This window comes from Propioniciclava flava (genome assembly GCF_004126535.1).
Taxonomy (GTDB): domain Bacteria; phylum Actinomycetota; class Actinomycetes; order Propionibacteriales; family Propionibacteriaceae; genus Propioniciclava; species Propioniciclava flava.
The window spans coordinates 248,250-271,798 of record NZ_PPCV01000004.1 but is presented as its reverse complement, the minus strand read 5'-3'; the positions used below and the strand labels follow the sequence as shown (position 1 = coordinate 271,798).

General features: G+C 66.1%; 27 protein-coding genes and 1 pseudogene. 11 read left to right on the top strand and 17 right to left on the bottom strand.

Translation table 11 applies throughout. The annotated features are described in order from the left end of the window. Positions 1-13: 13 nt before the first annotated feature. Positions 14-262, top strand: a complete 249-nt coding sequence (locus C1706_RS07750; RefSeq protein WP_129458648.1) for a DUF2630 family protein — start codon at positions 14-16, stop codon at positions 260-262. On the opposite strand, the gene C1706_RS07745 is transcribed toward C1706_RS07750, so the two are convergent. Then, positions 250-1,167: a COX15/CtaA family protein gene (locus C1706_RS07745; RefSeq protein WP_164987479.1), complete on the bottom strand. Its 918-nt coding sequence runs from the start codon at positions 1,165-1,167 to the stop codon at positions 250-252. The genes C1706_RS07750 and C1706_RS07745 overlap by 13 nt on opposite strands. 103 nt (positions 1,168-1,270) lie before the next feature. Then, positions 1,271-2,872: an ABC-F family ATP-binding cassette domain-containing protein gene (locus C1706_RS07740; protein WP_129458646.1), complete on the bottom strand. Its 1,602-nt coding sequence runs from the start codon at positions 2,870-2,872 to the stop codon at positions 1,271-1,273. A gap of 166 nt (positions 2,873-3,038) precedes the next feature. Here C1706_RS07740 and C1706_RS07735 point away from each other — a divergent pair. The 3 genes and pseudogenes from C1706_RS07735 to C1706_RS14350 form a co-directional block, all read left to right on the top strand. Then, positions 3,039-3,998, top strand: a pseudogene (locus tag C1706_RS07735) (AI-2E family transporter); the annotation flags it as partial. Positions 3,999-4,242: 244 nt separating this feature from the next. After that, positions 4,243-4,419: a MerR family transcriptional regulator gene (locus tag C1706_RS07730; protein ID WP_206661032.1), complete on the top strand. Its 177-nt coding sequence runs from the start codon at positions 4,243-4,245 to the stop codon at positions 4,417-4,419. Then, positions 4,416-4,859 carry a hypothetical protein gene (locus C1706_RS14350; protein WP_206661031.1) on the top strand — a complete coding sequence of 148 codons (444 nt, stop codon included), beginning with the start codon at positions 4,416-4,418 and terminating at the stop codon, positions 4,857-4,859. The genes C1706_RS07730 and C1706_RS14350 overlap by 4 nt, the downstream gene beginning before the upstream one ends. Position 4,860: 1 nt before the next feature. Here C1706_RS14350 and C1706_RS07725 read toward each other — a convergent pair whose 3' ends face one another. From C1706_RS07725 to C1706_RS07690, 8 genes are read right to left on the bottom strand one after another with little or no spacing between them, the layout of a single operon-like run. After that, positions 4,861-5,244 carry a metal-sulfur cluster assembly factor gene (locus C1706_RS07725; RefSeq protein WP_129458644.1) on the bottom strand — a complete coding sequence of 128 codons (384 nt, stop codon included), beginning with the start codon at positions 5,242-5,244 and terminating at the stop codon, positions 4,861-4,863. Then, entirely contained in the window at positions 5,241-5,702 is a 462-nt protein-coding gene (gene sufU / locus C1706_RS07720; RefSeq protein ID WP_129458643.1) for a Fe-S cluster assembly sulfur transfer protein SufU, read from the bottom strand. Before sufU ends, C1706_RS07725 begins: the two co-directional genes overlap by 4 nt. After that, the gene (locus C1706_RS07715) at positions 5,702-6,976 is read right to left on the bottom strand and encodes a SufS family cysteine desulfurase (protein ID WP_129458642.1); all 1,275 of its coding nucleotides are present in this window, start codon (positions 6,974-6,976) and stop codon (positions 5,702-5,704) included. The genes sufU and C1706_RS07715 overlap by 1 nt, the downstream gene beginning before the upstream one ends. Then, positions 6,969-7,733: a Fe-S cluster assembly ATPase SufC gene (gene sufC / locus C1706_RS07710; RefSeq protein ID WP_129458641.1), complete on the bottom strand. Its 765-nt coding sequence runs from the start codon at positions 7,731-7,733 to the stop codon at positions 6,969-6,971. The genes C1706_RS07715 and sufC overlap by 8 nt, the downstream gene beginning before the upstream one ends. A gap of 6 nt (positions 7,734-7,739) precedes the next feature. After that, positions 7,740-8,069, bottom strand: a complete 330-nt coding sequence (locus C1706_RS07705; RefSeq protein ID WP_129458640.1) for a non-heme iron oxygenase ferredoxin subunit — start codon at positions 8,067-8,069, stop codon at positions 7,740-7,742. Beyond that, entirely contained in the window at positions 8,066-9,250 is a 1,185-nt protein-coding gene (gene sufD / locus C1706_RS07700) for a Fe-S cluster assembly protein SufD (RefSeq protein ID WP_206661030.1), read from the bottom strand. The genes C1706_RS07705 and sufD overlap by 4 nt, the downstream gene beginning before the upstream one ends. Before the next feature lie 25 nt (positions 9,251-9,275). Further along, positions 9,276-10,712 (bottom strand): Fe-S cluster assembly protein SufB, encoded by a 1,437-nt coding sequence (gene sufB / locus C1706_RS07695; protein ID WP_129458639.1) that lies wholly within the window; start codon positions 10,710-10,712, stop codon positions 9,276-9,278. Then, positions 10,712-11,395 (bottom strand): helix-turn-helix transcriptional regulator, encoded by a 684-nt coding sequence (locus C1706_RS07690; RefSeq protein WP_180316845.1) that lies wholly within the window; start codon positions 11,393-11,395, stop codon positions 10,712-10,714. Before C1706_RS07690 ends, sufB begins: the two co-directional genes overlap by 1 nt. Positions 11,396-11,540: 145 nt before the next feature. On the opposite strand from C1706_RS07690, the gene C1706_RS07685 reads away from it, so the two are divergent. Genes C1706_RS07685 through C1706_RS07675 form a run of 3 tightly spaced genes read left to right on the top strand, consistent with a single transcriptional unit; the run spans position 11,541 to position 13,899 of the window. Beyond that, positions 11,541-12,248, top strand: coding sequence for an ABC transporter ATP-binding protein (locus tag C1706_RS07685; RefSeq protein WP_241653486.1), 708 nt, complete (start codon positions 11,541-11,543; stop codon positions 12,246-12,248). Further along, positions 12,245-13,006: an ABC transporter permease gene (locus tag C1706_RS07680; RefSeq protein ID WP_241653485.1), complete on the top strand. Its 762-nt coding sequence runs from the start codon at positions 12,245-12,247 to the stop codon at positions 13,004-13,006. The genes C1706_RS07685 and C1706_RS07680 overlap by 4 nt, the downstream gene beginning before the upstream one ends. A gap of 11 nt (positions 13,007-13,017) precedes the next feature. Beyond that, positions 13,018-13,899, top strand: coding sequence for a COX15/CtaA family protein (locus C1706_RS07675; protein WP_164987477.1), 882 nt, complete (start codon positions 13,018-13,020; stop codon positions 13,897-13,899). Here C1706_RS07675 and C1706_RS07670 read toward each other — a convergent pair whose 3' ends face one another. After that, positions 13,900-14,826, bottom strand: coding sequence for a heme o synthase (locus tag C1706_RS07670; protein WP_129458635.1), 927 nt, complete (start codon positions 14,824-14,826; stop codon positions 13,900-13,902). Between the two features lie 189 nt (positions 14,827-15,015). Between C1706_RS07670 and tal the strand changes: the two genes are divergently transcribed. Genes tal through pgl form a run of 4 tightly spaced genes read left to right on the top strand, consistent with a single transcriptional unit; the run spans position 15,016 to position 19,340 of the window. Continuing rightward, positions 15,016-16,104, top strand: a complete 1,089-nt coding sequence (gene tal, locus C1706_RS07665; protein WP_129458634.1) for a transaldolase — start codon at positions 15,016-15,018, stop codon at positions 16,102-16,104. 35 nt (positions 16,105-16,139) lie between these two features. Further along, a complete protein-coding gene (zwf, locus tag C1706_RS07660; RefSeq protein ID WP_129458633.1) occupies positions 16,140-17,675 on the top strand; it encodes a glucose-6-phosphate dehydrogenase in 1,536 nt (511 codons plus the stop codon). 11 nt (positions 17,676-17,686) lie between these two features. Next, positions 17,687-18,610, top strand: coding sequence for a glucose-6-phosphate dehydrogenase assembly protein OpcA (locus tag C1706_RS07655; protein ID WP_129458632.1), 924 nt, complete (start codon positions 17,687-17,689; stop codon positions 18,608-18,610). Position 18,611: 1 nt separating this feature from the next. After that, positions 18,612-19,340: a 6-phosphogluconolactonase gene (gene pgl, locus C1706_RS07650; protein WP_129458631.1), complete on the top strand. Its 729-nt coding sequence runs from the start codon at positions 18,612-18,614 to the stop codon at positions 19,338-19,340. On the opposite strand, the gene C1706_RS07645 is transcribed toward pgl, so the two are convergent. From C1706_RS07645 to gap, 6 genes are all read right to left on the bottom strand, one after another. Next, positions 19,337-19,702: a GntR family transcriptional regulator gene (locus C1706_RS07645; protein ID WP_241653484.1), complete on the bottom strand. Its 366-nt coding sequence runs from the start codon at positions 19,700-19,702 to the stop codon at positions 19,337-19,339. The genes pgl and C1706_RS07645 overlap by 4 nt on opposite strands. 17 nt (positions 19,703-19,719) lie before the next feature. Continuing rightward, complete coding sequence (locus C1706_RS07640; protein WP_129458630.1) at positions 19,720-20,076, bottom strand: RNA polymerase-binding protein RbpA; 357 nt, start codon at positions 20,074-20,076, stop codon at positions 19,720-19,722. 59 nt (positions 20,077-20,135) lie between these two features. Next, positions 20,136-20,414, bottom strand: coding sequence for a preprotein translocase subunit SecG (gene secG / locus C1706_RS07635; protein WP_129458703.1), 279 nt, complete (start codon positions 20,412-20,414; stop codon positions 20,136-20,138). Positions 20,415-20,490: 76 nt separating this feature from the next. Further along, the gene (gene tpiA / locus C1706_RS07630; RefSeq protein ID WP_284690558.1) at positions 20,491-21,276 is read right to left on the bottom strand and encodes a triose-phosphate isomerase; all 786 of its coding nucleotides are present in this window, start codon (positions 21,274-21,276) and stop codon (positions 20,491-20,493) included. Positions 21,277-21,280: 4 nt separating this feature from the next. After that, positions 21,281-22,474 carry a phosphoglycerate kinase gene (locus C1706_RS07625; protein WP_129458628.1) on the bottom strand — a complete coding sequence of 398 codons (1,194 nt, stop codon included), beginning with the start codon at positions 22,472-22,474 and terminating at the stop codon, positions 21,281-21,283. Positions 22,475-22,513: 39 nt separating this feature from the next. After that, on the bottom strand, positions 22,514-23,518 hold the full coding sequence (gap, locus tag C1706_RS07620; protein WP_129458627.1) for a type I glyceraldehyde-3-phosphate dehydrogenase: 1,005 nt from the start codon (positions 23,516-23,518) through the stop codon (positions 22,514-22,516). Positions 23,519-23,549: the final 31 nt, after the last annotated feature.

Here is a 23,549-nt window from a genome sequence, read left to right as displayed (position 1 = left end):
GAAAGGGTGCCCCATGACGACCGACGATCAGATTCACGACTCCATCACCGCTGCTATTGATGAGGAGCGGCGCCTGCGCGGTCAACTCGCGTCAGGCCAGATCACCACCCAATCCGAGCATGAGCGGATCGCGGAACTCGAGATCCGGCTCGATCGGCTGTGGGATCTTTTGCGGCGACGTCAGGCTGATCGTGAGTTCCATGCCGATCCCGCACGCGAGCAGATGCGTCCGGCCGCTGTCGTGGAGGACTACCTCGACTGAGTCCGGATCCCGCCCAGGCTCTCCCCCAGGACCCAGCACAGCGCCCACATGATCGCGACCGCAACGGCGGAGTAGGTGACCGCAATGGTCGCGTCGATGCCGTTGGTCTGGGTGGGGGCCAAGCCTGCGGTGGTGATGACGGCGGCCAGGATCTGCTCGATCGCCACCAGCGCGACGGCGATCCACGCCGGGACGCGGCCACGTCGTTGCCGCTGAGCCAGCGCCGCCACCGCGACGATCACCACGATCGCGACGGCGGCCAACACGATCCGGGTGATCTGCAAGGCGGGGAAACGGTCGAGGTCGTGGACCTCCCACAAGGGCCAACTCAGGCACCGAGTGAAGGAGGCGACACCGTCAGGCGTGGTCCCGGCGACCACGCTCCCCAGCAGGTGCATCACGATCAGCACGCTGAGCGCGGCAGTGGTGAGGCGCGCCAGCCCTCGGCGCGCCGGAAGGGCTGCGGCACGAGGCCGCAGCGCAGCGTCGGTGATCGTGATCAGCACCATGGCAATCAGCGCAAAGGCAAGGTCGAGCAGGCTCAATCCCAGCGGGAGCGTGAACAAGATGATCATCATGCCGAAGACCGCGGAGCCGATCGCACAGGCCAGCGCGACCCAAGGGAACACGCGGGCGCGAGGATCCGCGTACCGTCGGCCCATCCACCCCGAGACGCCCAGCAGCACGAGTGCCGCGAAACTGATGGCGCGGTGGACGAACTCGATCACCGGGTTCTTCAGCCATCCGGCCTGCATCACCGGGCCCACCTGATCGGCGTAGCACACGGGCCAGGCCGGGCAGGCTGAACTGGAGTCGGTCGCGCAGACCATGCCCCCGAGGGCAACAGTCACGACAATGAAGAGGGTGGCCCAGCGCGTGACGCGCCGATGGCGGATGGACGGCACGGGAACCTCTCTGCCGGTGTCGGTGTCTCCCCCATCCAAGCACCGGGCGTCCCTCGCCGTGGCGGGTTGGCGTAATCGCCGCACCCGGCACGGGGCAGAGGCGTCAGGCCAGCGAGATCAGATCCGCGTACTCGGGGCTCCACAGATCCTCATCCCCGTCGGGCAGCAGGAGTACCCGGTCGGGCTGCAGCGCCTCCACGGCACCCTCATCGTGGGTGACGAGGACGACCGCCCCCGCATAGGTGCGAATCGCGTCGAGCACTTCGGCCCGGGACGCCGGATCCAGGTTGTTGGTGGGTTCGTCCAGCAGCAACACGTTGGCCGCGCTCACCACGAGCATCGCGAGGGCCAGCCTGGTCTTCTCCCCGCCGGAGAGCACCTTTGCTGGCTTGTCCACGTCGTCTCCGGTGAACAAGAACGAGCCGAGGATCTTACGCACCTGGGTGTCGTCCACGTTGGGCGAGGCCGAAACCATGTTCTCCAGCACTGACCGCTGCACGTCGATCGTCTCGTGCTCCTGGGCGTAGTAGCCCAGCTTGAGCCCATGCCCCGGAACCACGCGCCCGGTATCGGGCTGCTCCAGACCGGCCAAGATCCTCAGCAGCGTGGTCTTGCCCGCGCCGTTCAGCCCGAGGACGACGACGTTGGCACCACGATCGATCGCCAGGTCGACGCCGGTGAACACCTCCAGGCTGCCGTAGCTCTTGGAGAGCCCTTCCGCCGTGAGGGGAACGCGTCCGCTCGGCGCGGGGTCGGGGAAGCGAATCTTGGCGACGCGGTCGGCGGCCCGTTGGCCTTCCGTCCCCGCGAGTAGCCGTTCGGCTCGTCGCGCCATGTTCTGTGCGGCCACAGCCTTGGTCGCCTTGGCGCCCAGCTTTTCGGCCTGCTCCAGCAACCGCGAAGCCTTCTTTTCCGCGTTGGCGCGTTCACGGCGGCGTCGCTTCTCATCGGTCTCGCGCTGGACGAGGTACTTCTTCCAGTCCAGGTTGTACTGATCCATCTCACCGCGGTTCGCGTCGAGGTGGTACACCTTCGTGACCACCGCGTCGAGCAGGCCGGTGTCGTGGCTGATCACGAGGATGCCGCCAGGGTAGGACGCCAGGAATCCGCGCAGCCAGGTGATCGAGTCGGCGTCGAGGTGGTTGGTCGGCTCATCCAGCAGCAGCGTGTCGGCGCCGGAGAACAAGATCCGTGCCAGTTCGACGCGCCGGCGCTGACCACCCGACAGCGTCCGCACCGCTTGGGCGAGCACCCGGTCGGGCAGGCCCAGGTTGGCGGAGATGCGGGACGCCTCGGATTCGGCCGCATATCCACCGGCGGCCGCCAACTCGGCTTCGGCCCGGCTGTAGCGACGCATCGCGTCGTCACGTTCCTCATCGGAGTCCGCATCCGCGATGGCCTGGGACGTGCTCGCCAGCCGCTTCAAGATGCCGTCCAGCCCGCGGGCGGAGAGGATCCGGTCTCGGGCGGTCTGTTCCGGATCGCCGGTGCGTGGGTCTTGGGGCAGGTACCCGAGCAGGCCCGAATTGGTCACCTGGCCTGAGGCAGGCGCCCCTTCCCCCGCGAGGATCTTCGTCAAGGTGGTCTTGCCAGCGCCGTTGCGCCCCACCAGACCGATGCGGTCACCGGTGGCAATCTGGAAACTGGTCGGCTCCAGCAGGGTGCGGGCGCCGACGGCCACGGACACATCGCGCGCAACAATCACGATGGTCCACTCTACCGGGTTCGCCGTAGGGGGCTTTCCCGTGAGCCCTACGCTGGTCGCCATGGCACAGCTCCGTGAGTCGACCGCCGCGCCACGCCCCCAGCGCGTCCTCATCCCCGCGGTCACCACCATCGTGGTGACGCTGACCGGCGGCCTCATCATCTTGTACGGGATGCATCAGTACTCCGACATCATCGGCCCCCTGATGCTGACGCTGAACCTCTTCATCGCGGCCTATCCGATCCAGACGTTCCTGGTACGCAAGGGCGTTCCCCGCATCCTCGCTCAGGTCATCTTGGCCGTCGTCGTCTTTGCCATCTTGGGGGCGTTCTTCTACTCACTGGCGTGGTCGTTGACCTCCCTGGTGCAGGAATTGCCCCGCTATCAAAGCCAGTTGTGGAACCTCTATCACCAAAGCGTGGCGCTCCTGGGTCAGGTAGGCGTCTCAGAGCAGCAGGTCCTCGACCAGCTCAAGGCGATCACCCCGGCGAACCTGGCTGGGGTGGCGACTAGCGCACTCGGGAGCGTCACCAACGTCGTCACGCTCTTGACGGTGATCATCGTGATGATCTTCATGATAGCCTTCGACACCGACACGTTTGGCGAACGCAACGACGCCCTCAAGCGCTATCAGCCACGCATCTGGCACTCCATCGCCGACTTCATCGTCGGGGTGCGCCGCTATTGGGTTGTCAGTTCAGTGTTCGGCCTGATCGTCGCGGTCATCGACGTGGTAGCACTGGAACTCCTCAACGTTCCCCTGGCGCTCGTGTGGGGCATTTTGGCCTTCTTGACCAACTACATCCCCAACGTCGGGTTCGTCATCGGCTTGGTTCCGCCGACCGTCATGGCCTTGCTGGCCAACGATCCCCTGACAGCCTTGCTGGTCGTCATCATCTATTCGGTGGTGAACTTCGTGATCCAGTCGATCATCCAGCCCAAGTTCAACGGCGACGCGGTCGGCGTAACGGCCCTGGTCTCGTTTCTCTCGCTCCTGCTGTGGAGTTCCGTCATAGGTGCCCTCGGTGCGCTCCTCGCGTTGCCGATGACACTGCTGGCCAAGGCACTGCTGGTCGATCACGATCCTCAGATGAGGTGGCTGAACGCCTTCATCTCCAACGATCCCGCGATGGCGGATCCACGTGTGCCGCAGGTCGAGGCGGGGGTCCCCGCACCGGCGTCCCCTCGCCCCGCAACCCCCTCCGTGGCCGAGAGCGACGCTCCCCCCTCGGGCCCGCAGGGGGCTTCTTCTCCGCCCCCCATGCCCGATGCGCCCTGACTCATCGTCGCGGCGCGAGGCCCAAAGACGCGGGCAACGCTGGGCCCCCGCACCCATTGAAGGGGCAACTATCGGAGGTTAGTCTCCCGCGATGCGGATCTCCGAACTCTCACAGTTGAGCGGCGTGAGCACCGCCTCCATCAAGTACTACGTGCGGGCAGGCCTGCTCCCTGAAGGCGCACGCCAGGGCTACAACCACACCGAGTACGACACCTCGCACCAGGAGCGCCTGCGGCTGATCCGCGTCCTGCTGGACGAAGGGGCTTGACCATTGCGAAGGCGCAAACCGTCTTGGCCGCGGTCGATGCCCCTGACGCGAGCCTGGTAGAGATCATGGAGGTAGCCCAGCGCGCCCTACCCATGTCTCGTCAACCCGCCTCGCCTTGGGCGGTGGCCTTGGTGAAGGAGGCGTGCTCTCAGCGCGATTGGATCGTCGAAGAGGGCAACGCGGGCATCATGATGGTGGCGCAGGTGCTCGACGTCCTCCATGATCTGGGACGCCTGGATCTGCTCTCCCTCTTGCCCGCGTCTGCGGATGCCGCAGACGCGGTCGCCCGCGCGGACGTCGGCGCGATCGCCCCGGTGAAGGACCGGGCCGGGACGGCCAACATGGTCGTCGTCGGGACAGCCCTGGGCGACCGCGCACTCCAAGGATTGCGGCGCATCGCCCAGGGAAACTACGTCCGCCGCGAGGCGGCGAAGGCCTGACTCACAAGTTGTAGCCGATGGCCCGCAGTTGTTCACGCCCGTCATCGGTGATGTTGTCCAGCGTCCACGGCGGCAGCCACACCCAGTTGATCGTCACCGAGTTCACCAGGGGGCTCAGCGCCACTTGAGTGTCGTACTCGAGTCGGTCGGTGAGCGGGCACGTCGGGGAGGTGAGCGTCATGTCGATCGTCGCATTGTTCTCCTCGTCAACGGCAATGCCGTACACGAGGCCCAGATCCACGACGTTGACCATCAGCTCGGGATCGACCACGTCGCGCATGGCCTCCTCCACATCCTCGATGGCGGCCACGCCAGCCGAGCCCGGCGCCGCGGCGTCGGGGAAGGTGTCCTTCACCAGGTCAGAGGGGCGAGGGGTGTCGGTCATGCTTCCTCCTGCTGTTGCGTCGATGCGGCCAGGGCCTGTGCTGCGGCATCCTTCCAGGCTGACCAGCCGAGCATCGCGCACTTCACGCGAGCCGGGAACTGGGCGACCCCCAGGAACGCGATGCCATCCTCGAGGACGTCCTCGTCGGGGGTGGCCTTGCCCTGGCTGTGCATCATGTCGTGGAACTCGTGCTCAATGGCGAGTGCTTCGTCGACGGTGCGCCCGATGACGAGATCCGTCATCACGGACGCAGCAGCCTGCGAGATGGAGCACCCTTCGGCGTCGTAGCTGACGTCGCTGATCGTGTCCCCGTCGAGGTGGACGCGCAACGTGATCTCGTCGCCACAACTGGGGTTGACGTGGCTCACCTCAGCCTCGTAGGGCTCACGGAGCCCGGCATGATGCTTTTGCTTGTAGTGGTCCAGGATGATCTCCTGGTACATCTGCTCCACACTCATCAGTGCCTCCCGAAGAAGTCGCGCGTGTACGCCAGCGCGTCCACGAGTTGATCGATCTCCTGCGGCGTGGTGTACACCGAGAACGACGCCCGCGTGGACGCCTGGATCCCGAGCCTCTTGTGCAGGGGACGAGCGCAGTGATGCCCGCCTCGCACAGCAACCCCACGGCTGTCCAGCATCTGCATGATGTCGTGGGGGTGGATGGCGAAGCCATCCCCCGTCGTCAGGGTGAACGAGATCGCACCGCCCCGATCCTTCGTGTCGGTCGGCCCGAGAATATGGACCCCTGACGCCTCGTTCAAGCGATCCAGCGCGTAGCCGGTGATGGCTTGCTCGTGGGCAGCGACCGCGTCCATTCCGAGCGCGGTGAGGTAATCCACCGCTGCACCCAACCCGACCGCCTGGGCGATCGGGGGCGTCCCGGCCTCAAACCGGGCGGGCGGAGGCGCATAGGTGGAACGCTCCATGGTGACCACCTCGATCATCTCCCCTCCCCCCAGGAAGGGCGGCAACTCGGCCAGCAGGTCGTAGCGCCCCCACAACACCCCGATGCCGGTCGGGCCGAGCATCTTGTGCCCGGTGAACACGACCAGGTCGGCGCCGGTGGCGGGCAGATCGACGCCAAACTGCGGAACGGCCTGGGAGGCGTCCAGCACGGCGATCGCCCCCACGGCGTGGGCGCGCGCGACCAGGTCGGCCACCGGGTTCACGGTGCCCAACACGTTCGAAACCCACGCGAGCGACACGATCTTGGTTGCCTCGTTGATGAGACCCTCGGCGTCCGCTTCGGCCAGGTCGAGGCGCCCCTCCTCGGTGACGTCGAACCACCGCAGCGTCGCCCCGGTGCGCTGACACAGCAACTGCCACGGCACGATGTTGGAGTGGTGCTCCAGCACGGAGATGACAATCTCGTCGCCGGGACCGATCCCGAGATGCTGCCCCAGGGTGTGGGCGGCCAGGTTGAGCGCCTCGGACGCATTCTTGGTGAACACGACCTCCTCAGGGCGAGTAGCTCCCACGAAGGTAGCCACCTTGGCGCGTCCGCCCTCGAATCCGGCGGTCGCCTCGGCGCCCAGCATGTGCATGGCGCGGGCCACGTTCGCGTTGTGCTCCGCGTAGTGGGTCGCGATTGCATCGATGACCGCCTGCGGCTTGTGCGAGGTGTTCGCCGAGTCGAGGTAGGCCAGCGGGTAGTCCCCTACCCGCCGGGACAGGATCGGAAAGTCCGCCCTGACCCGCGCGGGCAGGAGCGTCGCGTCGCCTCGATCAGGCATTCGCCCGGGCCGCTGCGACGTAGGAGTCGTAGCCGGTCTCCTCCAGCTTGTCGGCCAGTTCGGGGCCACCCGCGGCCACCACACGCCCGTCCACGTAAACGTGGACGAAATCGGGCTTGATGTAGTTGAGGATCCGCGTGTAGTGCGTGATCAGCAAGACGCCGCGGTCGCCGGGGGCGGTGTAGCGGTTGACGCCGTCGGCCACGACACGCAGAGCGTCGATGTCCAGGCCGGAATCCGTCTCGTCGAGGATGGCGTACTTCGGGTTGAGGAGTTGAAGCTGCACGATCTCCGCGCGCTTCTTCTCACCACCGGAGAAGCCTTCATTGAGGGAGCGCGAGGTGAAGCTCTCGTCCAGGCCGAGTTCCTGCATCGCGGCGTTGACCTCCTTCACCCAGGTGCGGACCTTGGGGGCCTCACCGTCGATGGCGGTCTTGGCGGTGCGCAGGAAGTTCGCGGTGGAAACACCGGGAACCTCGACGGGGTACTGCATCGCGAGGAACAGCCCGGCGCGGGCGCGCTCGTCCACCGTCAGGTCGTTGATCGCCGTCCCGTCCAGGGTGACCTCACCGGAGGTGATGTGGTACTTCGGGTGGCCAGCGAGGCTGTAGGCCAGCGTCGACTTGCCGGACCCGTTGGGGCCCATGATCGCATGGACCTCTCCGGGGTTGATGGTGAGGTCTACGCCCTTGAGGATCTCCTTGGGGCCGTCCTCGGTCTCGACGTCGACGTGCAGGCCGGAAATAACGAGCGACATGGTGGTTCAGGACTCCTGTGTAATCGGGTTGTCGAGGTCGACGTAGACGTCGTCGCCCTCGCGCTTGACGGGGTAAACGGGTACGGGCTGCGTGGCGGGAAGGTCGAGGGCCTCTCCGGTGCGCAGGTCGAAGCGGCTGCCGTGGGCGACGCACTCCAAGGTGCAGTCCTCCACGTCGCCGAGGCTCAGCATCACGTCGCGGTGGCTGCACCGGTCGCGGATGGCGAACAGTTCTCCTTCGGTCGACACGAGGGCGACCAGTTCGCCGTCCACGTCAGCCGAGTACGGCTGGTCCTCCTCCAGGTCAGCGGCGGAGCACGCGAGAGTCCAGCTCACTCGCCCTCCCGGACGTGCTTGGCGACGCCCACCGTCTCGGCGAGTTCGCGCTCGACCTCGGCGATGAGTCGCTCTTCCAGATCCGCGATGCCGATGCGGTGGATGATCTCGACGAAGAAGCCCATGACCACGAGGCGCTTGGCTTCGTCGGGGTCGATGCCCCGGCTGGTCAGGTAGAACAACTGCTCGTCATCGAAGCGCCCCGTGGTCGAGGAGTGACCGGCACCGATGATCTCGCCGGTCTCAATCTCCAGGTTCGGGACCGAATCGGCGCGCGCACCCTCGGTGAGAACGAGGTTCTTGTTCGTCTCGTAGGTCTCGATGTTCTCCGCGATCTTGCGGATCAGGACGTCGCCGACCCACACCGTGTGCGCGTCGGTGCCCTGCAGGGCGCCGCGGTAGTCGACGTGGCTGAAGGTGTCGGGCGCATTGTGGTCGACGAACATGCGGTGCTCGATGTGCTGACCGGCGTCGGCGAAGTAGAGCCCGTACAACTCGGCGCGGCCGCCGGGGCCCTCGTAGTACACGTTGGTGTGCAACCGGGTCACGTTGCCGCCGAAGCTGACGTTGACGTGGCGGTAGGTGGCATCGCGAGCCACGCGGGCGGTCTGCTCACCGCCGTGCAGCGTGTCGTCGGCCCAGTCCTGCAGGGAGACGACGGTCAGGGAGGCGCCGGGTTGCACGTCGATCTCGACGTTCTCCAGGACCTGGGCCGATCCGGTGTGCCGCAGCACCACGGTCGCCTTGGAGTGCGGCTCGGCCACGAGAACGGTCACGACGTTGGCGCGAGCCGCCGCGTCGTCCCCATGGAGGTCCACGAAGATCGGCTGGGCGAGTTCGGCGTTCGCGGGGACGCGCACGTAGCGGGCGTTGGGGGCGCCGGAGTCGGCCAGCGCGGCGAGCCGGTCCCCGGGAACCAGCACGGTTCCCCGCGGGGCCTGCCCGGCGTTCAGCTCACCCACCTCGACACCCTCGGGGGCGTCGATGGTGACGCTGAGCGCGCCTGCATCGGGCGTCTCCTCCAGCAGGGAAGCGATCCGACGCAGCGGCGTGAACCGCCACACCTCTTCGCGGCCCGTCGGAACCGGATGATCGGCCAGGGCAAAGCTGGGCTTGGGGTGCAGGTGCGATTCGACAGTTTCGATCGCCTGAGCGACGTTGGGAACTTCAGTCACGGTCACGGTATTCGTATCCTCTCCGGGGGCGTCAGCCCACGGCTCCTTCCATCTGCAGTTCGATCAGGCGGTTCAGCTCCAAGGCGTACTCCATCGGCAGCTCTCGGGCGATGGGCTCCACGAAGCCACGCACGATCATGGCCATCGCCTCGTCTTCGCCCATACCGCGCTGCATCAGGTAAAACAGCTGATCCTCCGAGACCTTGGACACGGTCGCCTCGTGGGCCATGGACACGTCGTCCACCTGGACGTCCACGTACGGGTAGGTGTCGGAGCGGCTCACGGTGTCGACCAAGAGCGCGTCGCACTTCACGCTGGACGCGCTGTGATGCGCCTGCGGCTGCACCTCGACCAGGCCACGGTAGGCGGCTCGCCCACCCGCGCGTGCGACCGACTTGGAGATGATCGAGCTGGACGTGTGCGGAGCCGCGTGAACCATCTTGGATCCCGTGTCCTGGTGCTGGCCCTCGCCGGCGAACGCGATAGAGAGTGTCTCGCCCTTGGCGTGCTCGCCCAGCAGCCACACCGCCGGGTACTTCATCGTCACCTTGGAACCGATGTTGCCGTCGATCCACTCCATGGTCGCCCCCGCCTCGCAGGTCGCGCGCTTGGTGACGAGGTTGAACACGTTGTTCGACCAGTTCTGGATCGTGGTGTAGCGGACGCGTGCGCCCTTCTTCACGATGATCTCGACCACGGCGGAGTGCAGGGAGTCGGACTTGTAGATCGGTGCGGTGCAGCCCTCGACGTAGTGAACGTAGGAGTCCTCGTCGGCGATGATCAGCGTCCGCTCGAACTGGCCCATGTTCTCGGTGTTGATCCGGAAGTAGGCCTGCAACGGGATCGACACGTGCACGCCCTTGGGGACGTAGATGAAGGACCCACCCGACCACACGGCCGTGTTCAGGGCGGCGAACTTGTTGTCCCCGGCCGGAATGACGCTGCCGAAGTACTCCTCGAAGATCTCGGGGTACTCCTTCAACGCGGTGTCGGTGTCGAGGAAGATGACTCCCTGACGCTCGAGTTCCTCGTTGATCTTGTGGTAGACGACCTCAGACTCGTACTGCGCGGCCACCCCGGCCACCAGACGCGCCTTCTCGGCCTCGGGGATGCCCAGACGGTCGTACGTGTTCTTGATGTCTTCGGGCAACTCTTCCCACGAGGTGGCTTGCTTCTCGGTGGAGCGCACGAAGTACTTGATGTTGTCGAAATCGATGTCCGACAGATCAGCACCCCAGGTGGGCATGGGCTTGCGATCGAAGAGCTTCAACGCACGCAGGCGGCGCTGCAGCATCCACTCAGGCTCATCCTTGCGCGCGGAGATGTCCTTGACGACATCATCGTTGAGGCCACGACGGGCCGCCTCGCCGGCGCCATCCTTGTCGTGCCACCCGAAGCGATAGTTGCCGAGCGCCTCGAGGTGCTCGTCCTGCGTCGCGCCGAGGCCGGGCGCCTGGGTTTGGGTCATCAACTGGTCCTCTCAACAGGGTGCGGGATGTGCGTGGTGCACACCCCATCACCGTGGGCGATCGTGGCGAGTCGCTGCACGTGACTCCCCAACAGTTCGGAAAAAACGCGGGTCTCTGCGGCACACAGCTCGGGGAACGCCCGAGCGACGTGAGCCACAGGACAGTGGTACTGGCACAGCTGGGTCCCCGACGCGACGGGCTTGAGCGTCGCGACGTATCCCTGCTCGTTGAGTACCTCGGCCAAAACGTCGGCGGGGCTACCGTATTCGGCACCCTCGGCCGTGAATCGGCGACGGACCTCCTCCATGACCTGATCGGCGAAGGCCGTGATGGCCTGCTGTCCGCCCTCGGCTCGGAGGAACTCCAACGCCGCGATGGCCAGTTGATCATAGGCCTGATAAAACTCGCTTCTGCCTGCATCGGTCAGGCAGAACACCTTGGCTGGACGCCCGCGTCCGCGTTGACCATAGACACGCTGATCGCGTGCCTCCAGATGCCCGGATTCGATCAACGCAGCCAAGTGACGGCGGACGGCGGCTGGGGTCAGATCGAGCCGTTCGGCCAACTCGGCAGCCGTCGAGGGGCCCTGTTCGAGGATGGAGCGAGCGACCCGATCACGCGTCGTCGCCTCGTCTGCATCCGTGTCGTGCGGTGGCAGGGTCTCATTGCTGGACATGCTCATGCCTCCCCTCAAGTTTTGACAACACCATTCTTGCAAAATGCGCGCGAGACGCAAACTTACTCCCCCATCTGCACCGTGTTGCCCGGGCGTAACGCACACTCCCGATGCGTCTGCCCGCCGGGCGCGACGGCGGTACGCTGACCAGGTGCCGTCCACGCCCGCGTTGATCTGTTCCGATCTCAAGGTGACTTTTGGCGACACCCCGGTCCTACGTGGCCTGACGTTCGAGGCTCCCGCAGGCGAGGTGACCGCGCTCCTTGGGCCGAACGGGGCCGGCAAGACCACCGCGATGCGGGTCCTCACGGGACTGATCCCCGCAACGTCGGGCACCGTCACCACGCTGGGGATGTCTGCCGGTCACCCCGACGCCCTCGCCCGGATCGGGCTCATGCCTCAAGCCACCGGCGCCTGGTCGGGCGTGCGCGCCCGTGAACTCCTGCGGTATCTCGCCTCCTTGTATGCGCACCCGCAGTCTGTCGAGGCGCTTGCGGAGCGCATCGGCATCGATCTCGCCTCCTCGACGCCCTATCGACGCCTCTCCGGGGGCCAGCAGCAAGCCGTCAACCTTGCTGGTGCACTCGTGGGGCGTCCCGACCTGGTTTTGCTGGACGAGCCCACCGCTGGCATGGATCCGCACGCCCGGCGGCGCACGTGGGCCCTGATCCGCGACCTCGCGGACGCGGGGGTGGCCGTCGTCCTCACCACTCATGCCATGGACGAGGCCGCCGACCTGGCCGACCACGTATGGATCATGGACGCCGGACGCATCGCCATCGATGGCACGGTGGCCGATCTCACAGCAGAGTCATCCCTGGAAGATGTCTTCCTTGCTCACACCACGGAGGCGCCGTGAGTCTCGACTTGTCCCCCCGCCCCGGTGTCGCGCCGCGGGGCGACCGCATCCTTCAGCACGCTCGCCTGGAGGCGTCGTTGCTGCTGCGCAATGGCGAGCAACTCTTGCTGGCCTTGGTGATTCCCATCGGCCTCTTGGTGGCGGGCATGCTCGCCGGTGACGGGTTCGGCATGGGGCGCCAGGTGTTCCCCGCGTCCGTGATCGCCTTGGCCCTTTGGTCCACCTCGTTCACCTCCTTGGCGATCAACACCGGATTCGAGCGGCGCAACGGCGTCTTGGAGCGGCTCGCCGCCACCCCGCTCACACGCGCCGACCTGGTCGCTGGCAAGGCGCTAGCGACGGCTGCGATTGCGTTGGGTCAAGTGGCGATCATCGCTGCGGTCGCTGTCGCCCTCGGCTGGCGACCGGTCCTCGATGCGGGCCAAAGTGCCTTGGCGGTCTTGGCTGCCGCTTTCGCTCTCATCTGCTTTGCGGGGTTCGCTTTGGCGTTGGCGGGACGCTTGCGCGCCGAGGCCACCTTGGCGGTCGCGAACCTCATCTACATCCTGGTCGCCGCCGGGGGTGCGCTGGTGATCCCCTTGGATCGCTACCCCGATGTGCTCCGCCTCCCCCTCCTCCTTCTTCCGGCTGGCGCCCTGGGTGAGACCCTGCGTGCGGCCGCCGAGGGACGCTTCACTCCCTTCCTTGTGATGATCCTGGCGGCCTGGTCGGCCGTCGCCTTGTTCGTGGCCCGAAAGGCATTTCGATGGACCAGCTGACGACGACACCGATGTCCAGGACCAGCCCTCAGATCGTTTCCCTGCGGCGCTGGGCCGTGGTGTCTCTGGTGGCCAACATGGTGATCGTGTGGACCGGCGCCTTGGTGCGCCTCACTAAGTCCGGGCTGGGCTGTGCGAGTTGGCCGCAATGCCAGCCGGGCTCCTACGTCCCCCTGCCTGAGAACGGCATGCATGGCCTGATCGAGTTCGGCAACAGGCTCCTGACCTTCGCGCTGGCCGCGATCGCGATCGGCACGTACGTCGCCGCCCGGCGCGCCTACCGCGCAGGCGCCATGCCCCGACGCCTTCTCACCCTCGCCTTCTGCGTGGGCTTGGGCATCATCGCCCAGGCGGTGATCGGCGGCGTCTCTGTTCTGGTCCAACTCAACCCGTGGGTCGTGGGGCTCCACATGGCAGCTTCCGTCGGGTTGATCTGGATCTGCGTGGAGATGGTGCACCTGACCTTCGGCCTGAGCCGTATGGCTGTTCCACGACGCCTGCACCTTCTCACCATCGTCGTCTTCTGGCTGGGCGTGGCCATCATCGCCTTGGGTGTCGTCGTCACGGGAGCGGGTCCGCACGCGGGTGACGGTGCAGCGCAGCGCAATGGGCTCGCCCCGGATCTGACGGCCAAGCTCCACGCCTGGGCGGTCTGGGCCATCGTCGCCGCGACTGTGCTCGGATTGATCTGGGCGTGGGCCCTGCCCCGGGTGCGTCGCCTCTGGCTGGGCCTACTCGCCATCATCCTGCTGCAGGGCCTGATTGGTTACGTGCAGTACTTCACGCACCTGCCCACCGGCATGGTCTTGGCCCACATGGTCGGGACGACGCTCTTCGCTGCCGCCTTGGGCCACCTCTTCTTCCTGACGAAAGGCCGCGACGCGTCGGTGTGATCAAAAGATCAAGGCGTCCACGGCTGCGGCGATGAAGACGATCGCCAGGTAGCTGTTGGACCAATGGAACAGGCGCATGGGTGCCAGCTTGGCTTCGCTGAGGCCCGCGTCGGCGCGTCGCATCAAGGCAATGGCCTCCATGATGAGCACGATGCCGCTCACGCCCGCGACGACGGGGTAGAGCCAGCCCGTCGAGGCCACCGGCCACAACGCCATGCTGGTGAGGACCGTGAGCACCGAGTAGGCGAGCATCTGACGGGTCACGTAGGTGGCTTCACGTACCACGGGCAGCATGGGAACATCAGCCCCCGCGTAATCCTCGCGGTAGCGCAGCCCCAGGGCCCAGGTGTGCGGCGGCGTCCAGAAGAACACGATCAGGAACAGGATGAGCGGAGGCCACGCGACCGAGCCCGTCACGGCCGTCCAGCCGATCAGCGGGGGGAAGCAGCCTGCGACCCCGCCCCACACGATGTTGAGTGGGGTGCGGCGCTTGAGCCACACCGTGTAGATGATGACGTAGTAGAGGATCGCCGTGACCGAGAGGGCGGCTGACAACCAGTTCGCACCGAACCCCAGCATGAGCACCGACCCGATGCCCAGGACAACGGCGAAGATGTAGGCGGCCCGCGCGGACACCTGTTCGCGAACCATCGGTCGGCGACGCGTCCGGCGCATCTGCTCATCGATGTCGGCGTCGAGAACGGAGTTGAACACGTTCGCCGACGCCGCCGAGAGGGTCCCCCCTACAAAGGTCACCGCAGCTAGCCCCAACGGGGGAAAACCGTGGGCGGCCAGGAACATCGCCGGAAAGGTCGTCACGAGCAGCAACTCGATGATGCGAGGCTTGGTGAGCCCGACGTAGGCCAGCAGCGTGCCCTTCAGCCCCGGCGCCGTCACGGGTGACGTCTCGGTGCGTGACGGGTGCATACATCAACCTCCAGGTGGAACGCCGAACGCCCGGAGACCCCCGGCGTCCGGGGCAGTTTACCTCGGACGCCGTGTGATGCAGCCACGCATGGGGTCCCGGATTGGCAACGACCTGCCGTCGCGACACGACGGTTGAGTAGAGTCAGTCCAAAGGCGTCCTTGACGCCAACCAGACAACAGGAGACATGCATGAATGACCGCCTGAAGGGCCTCGCCGACGCTGGCGTGTCGATCTGGCTCGACGATCTGTCCCGCGGCCGACTGACCAGCGGCAACCTGGGCGAAATGATCGCCAACTACTACGTGAGCGGGGTGACGACGAACCCGACCATCTTCGCCGCCGCACTCACCAACGGCGCTGATTACGCTGCGCAGCTCGCGGGGCTGAGCGATGTCGACGAAGCCATCACCGCCTGCACCACGACCGACGTGCGTGACGCGTGCGATCTGTTCGCCGACACCTATGAGGCCACTGCCGGTTTCGATGGACGCGTGTCGATCGAGGTCGCACCGACGCTGGCCAACGACACTGAAGCCACGATCGTGCAGGCAGCCGAGTTGTACTCCACGGTCGGCCGCCCGAACGTGCTGATCAAGATCCCCGCGACGAAGGCTGGCCTTCCCGCCATCACCGCCACGATCGCCGCCGGTATCTCGGTCAACGTGACGCTGATCTTCTCCGAGGAGCGGTACCGCGAGGTCATGGACGCCTACCTCACCGGCCTGGAGCAGGCCGCCGCAGCCGGCATCGACCTGCGGGGCATCCACTCGGTGGCCTCCTTCTTCATCAGCCGGGTCGACTCCGAGATCGACAAGCGGCTGGACGCGCTGGGCGCCGACGCCGCATTGAAGGGGAAGGCCGCCATCGCCAACGCCGAGGTGGCGCTGGGTGCGTTCAATCAGGTCTTCTCCTCCGACCGGTTCAAGGCGCTGGCCGCCAATGGCGCCAACCCGCAGCGTCCGTTGTGGGCGTCCACCGGGACGAAGAACCCCGACTACTCCGACACCTTGTACGTCTCCGACCTGGTCGCACAGGGCGTGGTGAACACGATGCCGGAGAAGACGCTGCTCGCCTACGCCGACCATGGCGAACTCGGCGCCCCCATCGAGGGCAAGATGGTGGCCGCGCAGGCCGTCCTGGACGAGGTTTCGGCCGCGGGGGTCAACCTTCCTGAGGTCTTCGACCTCCTCGAAACCGAGGGTGTGGAGAAGTTCATCGTGTCTTGGCACGAACTGCAGGACTCCGTCAAGGCCGCCTTGGAGGCCGCGAACGCCTGACGCGTGACCATCTGGGGGATGGCTAGGATCGGCAAGTGACCGATTCCGTGACGAATCCCCTGCGTGACGCAACCGATCGCCGGTTGCCCCGAGTGCCCGGGCCTTGCGCCCTGGTGATGTTCGGGGTGACCGGCGATCTTGCGCAGAAAAAGCTCCTGCCAGCCATCTACGACTTGGCCAATCGAGGCCTGTTGCCTCCCGGCTTCGCTCTCGTGGGGTACGGACGCCGCGACTGGGACACCGAGCAATTCACCGACTACGTCAGCGAATCGGTCAAGGCCCACGCGCGCACCCCTTTCCGGGCTGAGGTCTTCCGGCAACTCGCCGAGGGGTTGCGGTTCGTCTCCGGGGCTTTTGACTCTGCGGAGGGCTTCGAGGCGCTGCGCAGCACCCTCACCGAGGTCGATGCCGCTCAGGGAACTGAAGGCAACCACGTTTTCTACCTTTCGATTCCCCCGGCAGGTTTCGATCAGGTCATCGAGCAACTGCGCCGACATTCGTTGGTCGACAAGACCTCGACGCGACCGTGGAGCCGGGTCGTCATCGAAAAACCTTTCGGGCACGATCTGGCCAGCGCCAGGGAGTTGGAGCAACGCGTCTCCAGCGTCTTCAACTCCAATGACGTGTTCCGGATCGACCACTACCTGGGCAAGGAAACCGTGCAGAACCTGCTGGCTCTGCGCTTTGCTAACCAGTTGTTCGAGTCGATCTGGAATCGCAACTACGTGAGCCACGTCCAGATCACCATGGCCGAGGACATCGGCATCGGGGGCCGGGCGGGCTACTACGACGGCATCGGCGCGGCCCGCGACGTCATCCAGAATCACCTGCTGCAGTTGTTGGCGCTCGTAGCCATGGAGGAACCCACCTCTTTCGAGGCGGGGAACCTACGCGCCGAGAAGGAGAAGCTGCTGGCTGCCGCGCGGGCTCCCCGGAGCCTGAAGTCTCATACAGCCCGAGGCCAGTACACGGCCGGTTGGGCCGGTGGCGAACGCGTCAAGGGCTACCTGCAAGAAGACGGGATCCCGCATGACTCACAGACCGAGACCTATGCGGCGTTCCGCGTCGACATCGATAACCGGCGGTGGGCGGGCGTCCCGTTCTACCTGCGTGCCGCCAAGCGGATGCCCCGCCGCGTCACGGAGGTGGCCCTCATGATGCAGCCTGCTCCGCACCTGCCGTTCCATCTCAATGACACCGAGCAACTCGGCGCGAACGCGCTGGTGCTGCGCATCCAGCCTGATGAGGGCGTCGCCTTGCGGTTCGGCGCGAAGGTTCCGGCCACCCCTATGGAGATTCGGGACGTCACGATGGACTTCAACTACGGCACGAGCTTTGCCGAATCCAGCCCGGAGGCGTACGAACGCCTCATCCTGGACGTGATGCTGGGCGACCCGCCGCTGTTCCCCCAGCACACCGAGGTCGAGTTGAGTTGGAAGATTCTGGATCCGATCCTCGACTACTGGGCGGACAAGAACACACAGCCCGAAGGGTACGCGGCGGGCACCTGGGGGCCGCCGAGCGGGAAGACCATGCTGGAACGCGACGGCTTCGTCTGGCGACGGCCGTAGGAGGGGCGACGATGATCACCACTATCAAGGGCACCACTTCGGCGGGAGTCCAGACCGCGATCAGCGAGATCCGTCACAACCTGGGCGCAGGCTCCGGCATGGTGTTCACCCTGCTGGTGGTCGCTGACGCCGCCGACGTCGACGAAGTGAGGGATGCATGTTTGGAGGCGGGGCGAGAGCACCCCTCGCGCATCATCATCGCCACGGACGGTTCCTCGCGCAGCGACCGTATGGACGCCGAGATCCAGATCGGACAAGACGTTCCCGGCGAAGTGATCACGCTGAAGTTCCACGGCGAGGTCGCCCAGCACAAGGCTTCCGCGCTGCTGCCCCTGCTGCTACCGGACAGCCCTGTCATCGCGTGGTGGCCAGGTGCTGGGCCCGCGCATCCCTCCACCGATGACATCGGGGTCTTGGCGTCGCGTCGCATCACCGACGCCATGGGATCCGAAGATCCGGTTGCGGCTCTCGTCGAGCGCGCCTGCTGTCTGGCTCCCGGGGACACCGACCTGACGTGGACGCGTCTCACGCCGTGGCGCGCATTGCTGGCCTCCGCCTTGGACAGGCCCCGCGGAACAGTGCTGTCGGGTTCAGTTCACGCCGACGCTCACAACGCCCCCGGCCTGCTCCTGGCGGCCTGGCTGCGTTCCAGGCTCGGAGTGGATGTGACGTTCGACGCGAACGCCGGCCCGGGCATCAGCCAAGTCACGCTGACCACGGATGAGGGCGAGGTCCGCGTGACCCGCACCGACGGGAAGATGGCTACCTTCAGCGCCCCAGACTCCCCCACGTTGGCCGTGGCGTTGCGTCGGAGGGAAGTTCCGGCCCTGATCACCGAAGAGTTGCGTGTCCTCGAGTCTGACCACGTCTTCACCGCGACCATGGCAGAGTTGGCCTCGGATGATTCGTTGACCCAGTTCACTTCCGGGAGCTGACATGGAGCAGGTGTGGCGATACGCCACCAGCGCGGACCTCACGGACGCGACGGCGGAACGGCTCATGCGTCACCTCGTCGGGTTGCAGGCCACCCAAGACGAGCCCGTCCGGCTTTGTCTGACGGGGGGCAGGATCGCGAACCGCATCTACGAGGTGTTCGCCGATCTGGCCGACGACTTTGGGTTAGATCAGGCACGCGTCGAGATCTGGTGGGGCGATGAGCGTTTCGTGCCGACCGAGGATCCGACCCGGCACGCGGGCCACACGCTGGCGATCCTGGCGCGCAAGCTGCCCATGATCGCGTCCATGACGCACCCCATGCCGGCAGCCGATGGCATCGCTGACAGTGACGCCTCCGCCGCCGCCTACGCCAAGGAACTCGGCGACACCGTCTTCGACGTCACCCTGCTGGGTATGGGGGTGGACGGCCACGTCGCCTCCATCTTCCCCGACCACCCGTCTTTCGCCCTGCAAGGGCATTCGGTGATCGGCGTGAACGACGCTCCCCTGGGGCCGCCCTCACGCATCTCCTTGACGGTAGAGACGCTCAATCGCAGCCGCGAGGTGTGGTACCTGGTGGCTGGGGAGGAGAAGGCTGTGGCGGTCGAGGCCTCCGTGGCTGGCGATCCTGCCATTCCTGCGGGGGTCGTCCGCGGGCGCGACGCGACGCTGTGGCTGGTGGACAGGGCTGCGGCCGGGCTGCTGCCCTACCATTCCTGCAGTTTCTAGGCCTTCGCTGCGCGCCTCAACGCTTCGCCCGCTACGGACAGGTCGAACCCCAACTCTTGAGCCTGGGCCCAAAACAGGGCCGCCGCCGTGTCGAGAGTGCTCAGGGCCACGGACTCACCCGTGACGAAGGAGCCCGCCCGGCCTCGCGTTTCGATCACGCCCTCTGATTCGAGTTCGCGGTAGGCGCGGGCCACCGTGTTAGCGGCAAGCCCAAGTTCCTCGGCCAGCCGTCGAACCGGGGGCAGCCGGAAACCGGCCGCAAGCGCACCGGTGGCGCGACCTTCGCTGATCTGAGCTTTGATCTGCTCAAAGGGCGGATGCGGCGATCCGGGATCCAGACGCCACATCCGCAGCCCGCTCACGCCCGCCGCCGTTGCGCTCAGTAGATGACTTCGCCTGCGGCGCGACGGCTCCGCAGCGAATCCAACGCCTCTGCGAGAATCGCCTTCGCTTCGTCGTCGGAGCGACGCTCCTTCACATAAGCCAGGTGCGTCTTGTACGGGGTGATCTTCGGGGGCGGCGGCGGGTTCTCGGCGTCCCGGTTCGCGGGCAGCCCGCAGCGGGGGCAATCCCACTCTTCGGGAATCTGCGCTTCAGCCGCGAAAGCAGGGCGCGTCTCGTGCCCGTTGCTGCAAAAGAACGAAATGTACAGACGCGGCGCGGCATCGCCACGCTCGGCCTCACCCATCGGGCCAGCCCCCACTCGGCTCCCACGGATCGCACTACCACCAGCCACGAATGAACCTCTCCAAACGACGTGTTGAGACGAAACAAGCAGAAAACAGGGGTGCGGAGTTAGCCCAAGACGCCGACGTCGGGGAACCAGCGGTACAGCGTCAGCAGGCCGAGCACGCAAGCGAGCCACAAGACACCGATGATGATGGTCAGCCGGTCGAGGTTACGCTCTGCCACGGAGGTGCCGCCCATCGTCGTCGACATGCCGCCGCCAAACAGGTCGGACATACCGCCGCCCCGGTTCTTGTGCAGCAGGACGAAAAGCGCCAGGGCCAACGAGGTGAGGATCAGCAGGATCGACACCGTCATAATCGGCCACGTGAGCAGGGGCAACACCATCACCCAGCCATTCTAACCTAGATGCGACGAGGCCCCGACCAGTCGGTCGGGGCCTCGTGACGTTTCGACGCGAGCGTCAGGCTGCGGCGTAGAAGAGCACGATCTGCGCGAACTCCTCTGCCACCAGGCATGCGCCACCCACCAAAGCGCCATCCACATCGGGCTGGGCCATGATCGCGACGACGTTTCCGGCCTTCACCGAGCCGCCGTACTGGATGCGGACCTTCTCGGCCGCTTCCGCACCGAGCAGTTCACCGACACGGACGCGGATCGCGCCGCAGACCTCCTGGGCATCCTCGGGGGTCGCCACCTCGCCGGTGCCGATCGCCCACACGGGCTCGTAGGCGATCACCAGGGAGGCGACCTGCTCGGCCGTCAGCCCGGCCAACACCGCATCGATCTGCGCCAAGACGAAGGGAACCTGCTCGCCTGCCTTGCGGACGTCCAGCTTCTCACCGACGCAGATGATGGGCGTGATGCCCGCGGCCAGAGCAACCTTCGCCTTTTCGTTGATCAGGGCGTCGGTCTCGCCGTGGTACTCACGACGCTCCGAGTGCCCGACGACGACGTAGCTGCAGTTGAGCTTGGCCAACATGTCCGCCGACACCTCACCGGTGTAAGCGCCCTTGTCGTGCACCGAGATGTCCTGGGCACCGAACTGCAGCGGCAGCTTGTCGCCCTCGATGAGGGTCTGCACCGTGCGCAGGTCGGTGAACGGCACCAGCAGCGCCGCCTCGGACTTGCTCGGGTCGTACTTCGCATCGGCCAGCGTCCACGCGAGCTTCTGCACCAGTCCGGCAGCCTCAACGTGGTTGAGGTTCATCTTCCAGTTGCCCGCGATCAGCGGGGTGCGGTTCGACACGGTGTCAGTTACCTTCCAAAACGTCCAGGCCCGGGAGCGACTTGCCCTCGAGGTACTCCAGCGACGCGCCGCCACCGGTGGAGATGTGGCCGAACTCGTCATCGGCGAAGCCGAGCTGACGAACGGCCGCGGCGGAGTCCCCGCCGCCGACCACGGAGAACGCATCGGAATCGGCCAGCGCTTGCGCGACGGCCTTGGTGCCTGCGGCGAAGGACGGCATCTCGAACACGCCCATCGGGCCGTTCCAGAAGACCGTCTTGGCGCCCTTGATCGCCTCGGCGTAGAGCGCGGCGGTCTTGGGGCCGATATCGAGCCCCATCTTGTCGGCAGGGATCTTGTCGGAGTCGACGACCTCGATGCCAGCGCCCTCACCAAACTCGGGCGACACAACGGTGTCGACCGGGATGAGGATCTGCTTGCCCTGGGCCTGCGCCTGCTCCATGTAGCCCTTGACGACATCGACCTTCTCGGCGTCCAGGATCGAGGAACCCACCTCGTAGCCCTTTGCCTTGAGGAAGGTGTATCCCATGCCGCCGCCGATGATCAGGGTGTCGGCGACCTTCAGCAGGTTGTCGATCACCGAGAGCTTGTCGGCCACCTTGGCGCCGCCGAGCACGACCACATAGGGGCGCTCCGGGGCCTCGGTGAGCTTCTTCAGAACCTCGACCTCCTTGGCCACCAGGTGACCTGCGCCGCTGGGGAGCAGCTTGGCGATGTCGTAGACCGAGGCCTGCTTGCGGTGCACGACGCCGAAGCCGTCGGACACGAACACGTCGCCGAACTGCGCGTACTGTGCGGCCAGCGCCTCGCGCTCGGCGTCCACCTTGGACTCCTCGGCGGGCTCGAAGCGAACGTTCTCCAGCAACACGATGTTGCCGGGGGTGAGCGCCTCGACGGCTGCGTGCGCGGCGGGGCCGACGACGTCGCCCGCCAACGTCACGTCAGCGTCGATGAGCTCTCCCAGGCGCGCGGCGACCGGCGCCAGGGAGTACTTCTCGTTCACCTGCCCCTTGGGGCGACCCAGGTGAGCCATCACGACGACCTTGGCACCCGCCTGGGTGAGCTGCGTCAAGGTCGGCAGTGCCGCCTTGATCCGCCCGTCGTCGGTGATCGTTTGACCGTCCAGCGGGACGTTGAAATCGCAGCGGATCAGCACGCGCTTGCCGTGAAGATCGCCCAGATCGTTGATGGTTCTCACCTGGATACGCCTTTCAGGGTCAGGATGGGGGTTGGGTTATCAGAGGCTCTTGCCGACCAGGACAACCAGGTCGACGAGGCGGTTGGAGTAGCCCCACTCGTTGTCGTACCAGCCCACGACCTTCACCAGGTTGCCGATGACCTTGGTCAGGCCGGCATCGAAGATGCAGGAGTGGGGATCGGTCTCGATGTCCTTGGAGACGATCGGATCCTCGGTGTAGGACAGGATGCCCTTCAGCGGGCCCTCGGCAGCAGCCTTCAGCGCGGCGTTGATCTCCTCGACGGAGGTCTCCTTCTTCGCGACGAAGGTGAGGTCGGTGGCCGAACCGGTCGGGACCGGGACACGCAGCGCGTAGCCGTCGAACTTGCCCTTGAGCTCCGGCAGGACCAGCGCAACCGCAGCAGCGGCACCGGTCTTGGTGGGAACGATGTTCAGGGCGGCGGCGCGGGCGCGACGCAGGTCGCTGTGCGGGCCATCCTGCAGGTTCTGATCCGCGGTGTAGGCGTGGATCGTGGTCATGAGGCCACGCTCGATGCCGACCGTCTCGTCGAGAACCTTGGCCATCGGGGCCAGGCAGTTCGTGGTGCAGGACGCGTTCGAGATGATGGTGTCGGTCGCGGCGTTGTAATCGCCTTCGTTGACGCCCATCACGATCGTGATGTCCTCGCCCTTGGCAGGCGCGGAGATGACGACCTTCTTGGCCCCACCGTTGAGGTGCGCCTTGGCGTCCTCAGCCTTGGTGAAGCGACCGGTGGACTCGACGACGACGTCAGCGCCGACCGAAGCCCAATCCAGCTTGCCGGGGTCGCGCTCTTCGAAGACGCGGATCGTCTTGCCGTCGACGGTGATGGACTCCTCGTCGAAGGTGACCTCGCCGGGGAAGCGACCCAGGATCGAGTCGTACTTCAACAGGTGAGCCAGCGTCTTGTTGTCGGTCAGGTCGTTCACGGCGACCACTTCGGCGTCCGCGCCGGAAGCCAGCAGGGCGCGGAGGAAGTTGCGGCCAATGCGGCCGAAGCCGTTGATGCCAACCTTCACAGTCATGTAATGGGTCTCCTTCGATAAGGAATCTCGT

Coding starts and splice junctions, on each gene's coding strand:
- C1706_RS07675 (WP_164987477.1), top strand. CDS start 13,018: ATGTCCAGGACCAGCCCTCAGATCGTTTCCCTGCGGCGCTGGGCCGTG.
- C1706_RS07690 (WP_180316845.1), bottom strand. CDS start 11,395: ATGAGCATGTCCAGCAATGAGACCCTGCCACCGCACGACACGGATGCA.
- pgl (WP_129458631.1), top strand. CDS start 18,612: ATGGAGCAGGTGTGGCGATACGCCACCAGCGCGGACCTCACGGACGCG.
- C1706_RS07715 (WP_129458642.1), bottom strand. CDS start 6,976: ATGCCTGATCGAGGCGACGCGACGCTCCTGCCCGCGCGGGTCAGGGCG.
- C1706_RS07725 (WP_129458644.1), bottom strand. CDS start 5,244: ATGACCGACACCCCTCGCCCCTCTGACCTGGTGAAGGACACCTTCCCC.
- sufC (WP_129458641.1), bottom strand. CDS start 7,733: ATGTCGCTCGTTATTTCCGGCCTGCACGTCGACGTCGAGACCGAGGAC.
- gap (WP_129458627.1), bottom strand. CDS start 23,518: ATGACTGTGAAGGTTGGCATCAACGGCTTCGGCCGCATTGGCCGCAAC.
- C1706_RS07730 (WP_206661032.1), top strand. CDS start 4,243: ATGCGGATCTCCGAACTCTCACAGTTGAGCGGCGTGAGCACCGCCTCC.
- secG (WP_129458703.1), bottom strand. CDS start 20,414: ATGGTGTTGCCCCTGCTCACGTGGCCGATTATGACGGTGTCGATCCTG.
- C1706_RS07670 (WP_129458635.1), bottom strand. CDS start 14,826: ATGCACCCGTCACGCACCGAGACGTCACCCGTGACGGCGCCGGGGCTG.
- tal (WP_129458634.1), top strand. CDS start 15,016: ATGAATGACCGCCTGAAGGGCCTCGCCGACGCTGGCGTGTCGATCTGG.
- sufB (WP_129458639.1), bottom strand. CDS start 10,712: ATGACCCAAACCCAGGCGCCCGGCCTCGGCGCGACGCAGGACGAGCAC.
- C1706_RS07655 (WP_129458632.1), top strand. CDS start 17,687: ATGATCACCACTATCAAGGGCACCACTTCGGCGGGAGTCCAGACCGCG.
- C1706_RS07750 (WP_129458648.1), top strand. CDS start 14: ATGACGACCGACGATCAGATTCACGACTCCATCACCGCTGCTATTGAT.
- sufU (WP_129458643.1), bottom strand. CDS start 5,702: ATGAGTGTGGAGCAGATGTACCAGGAGATCATCCTGGACCACTACAAG.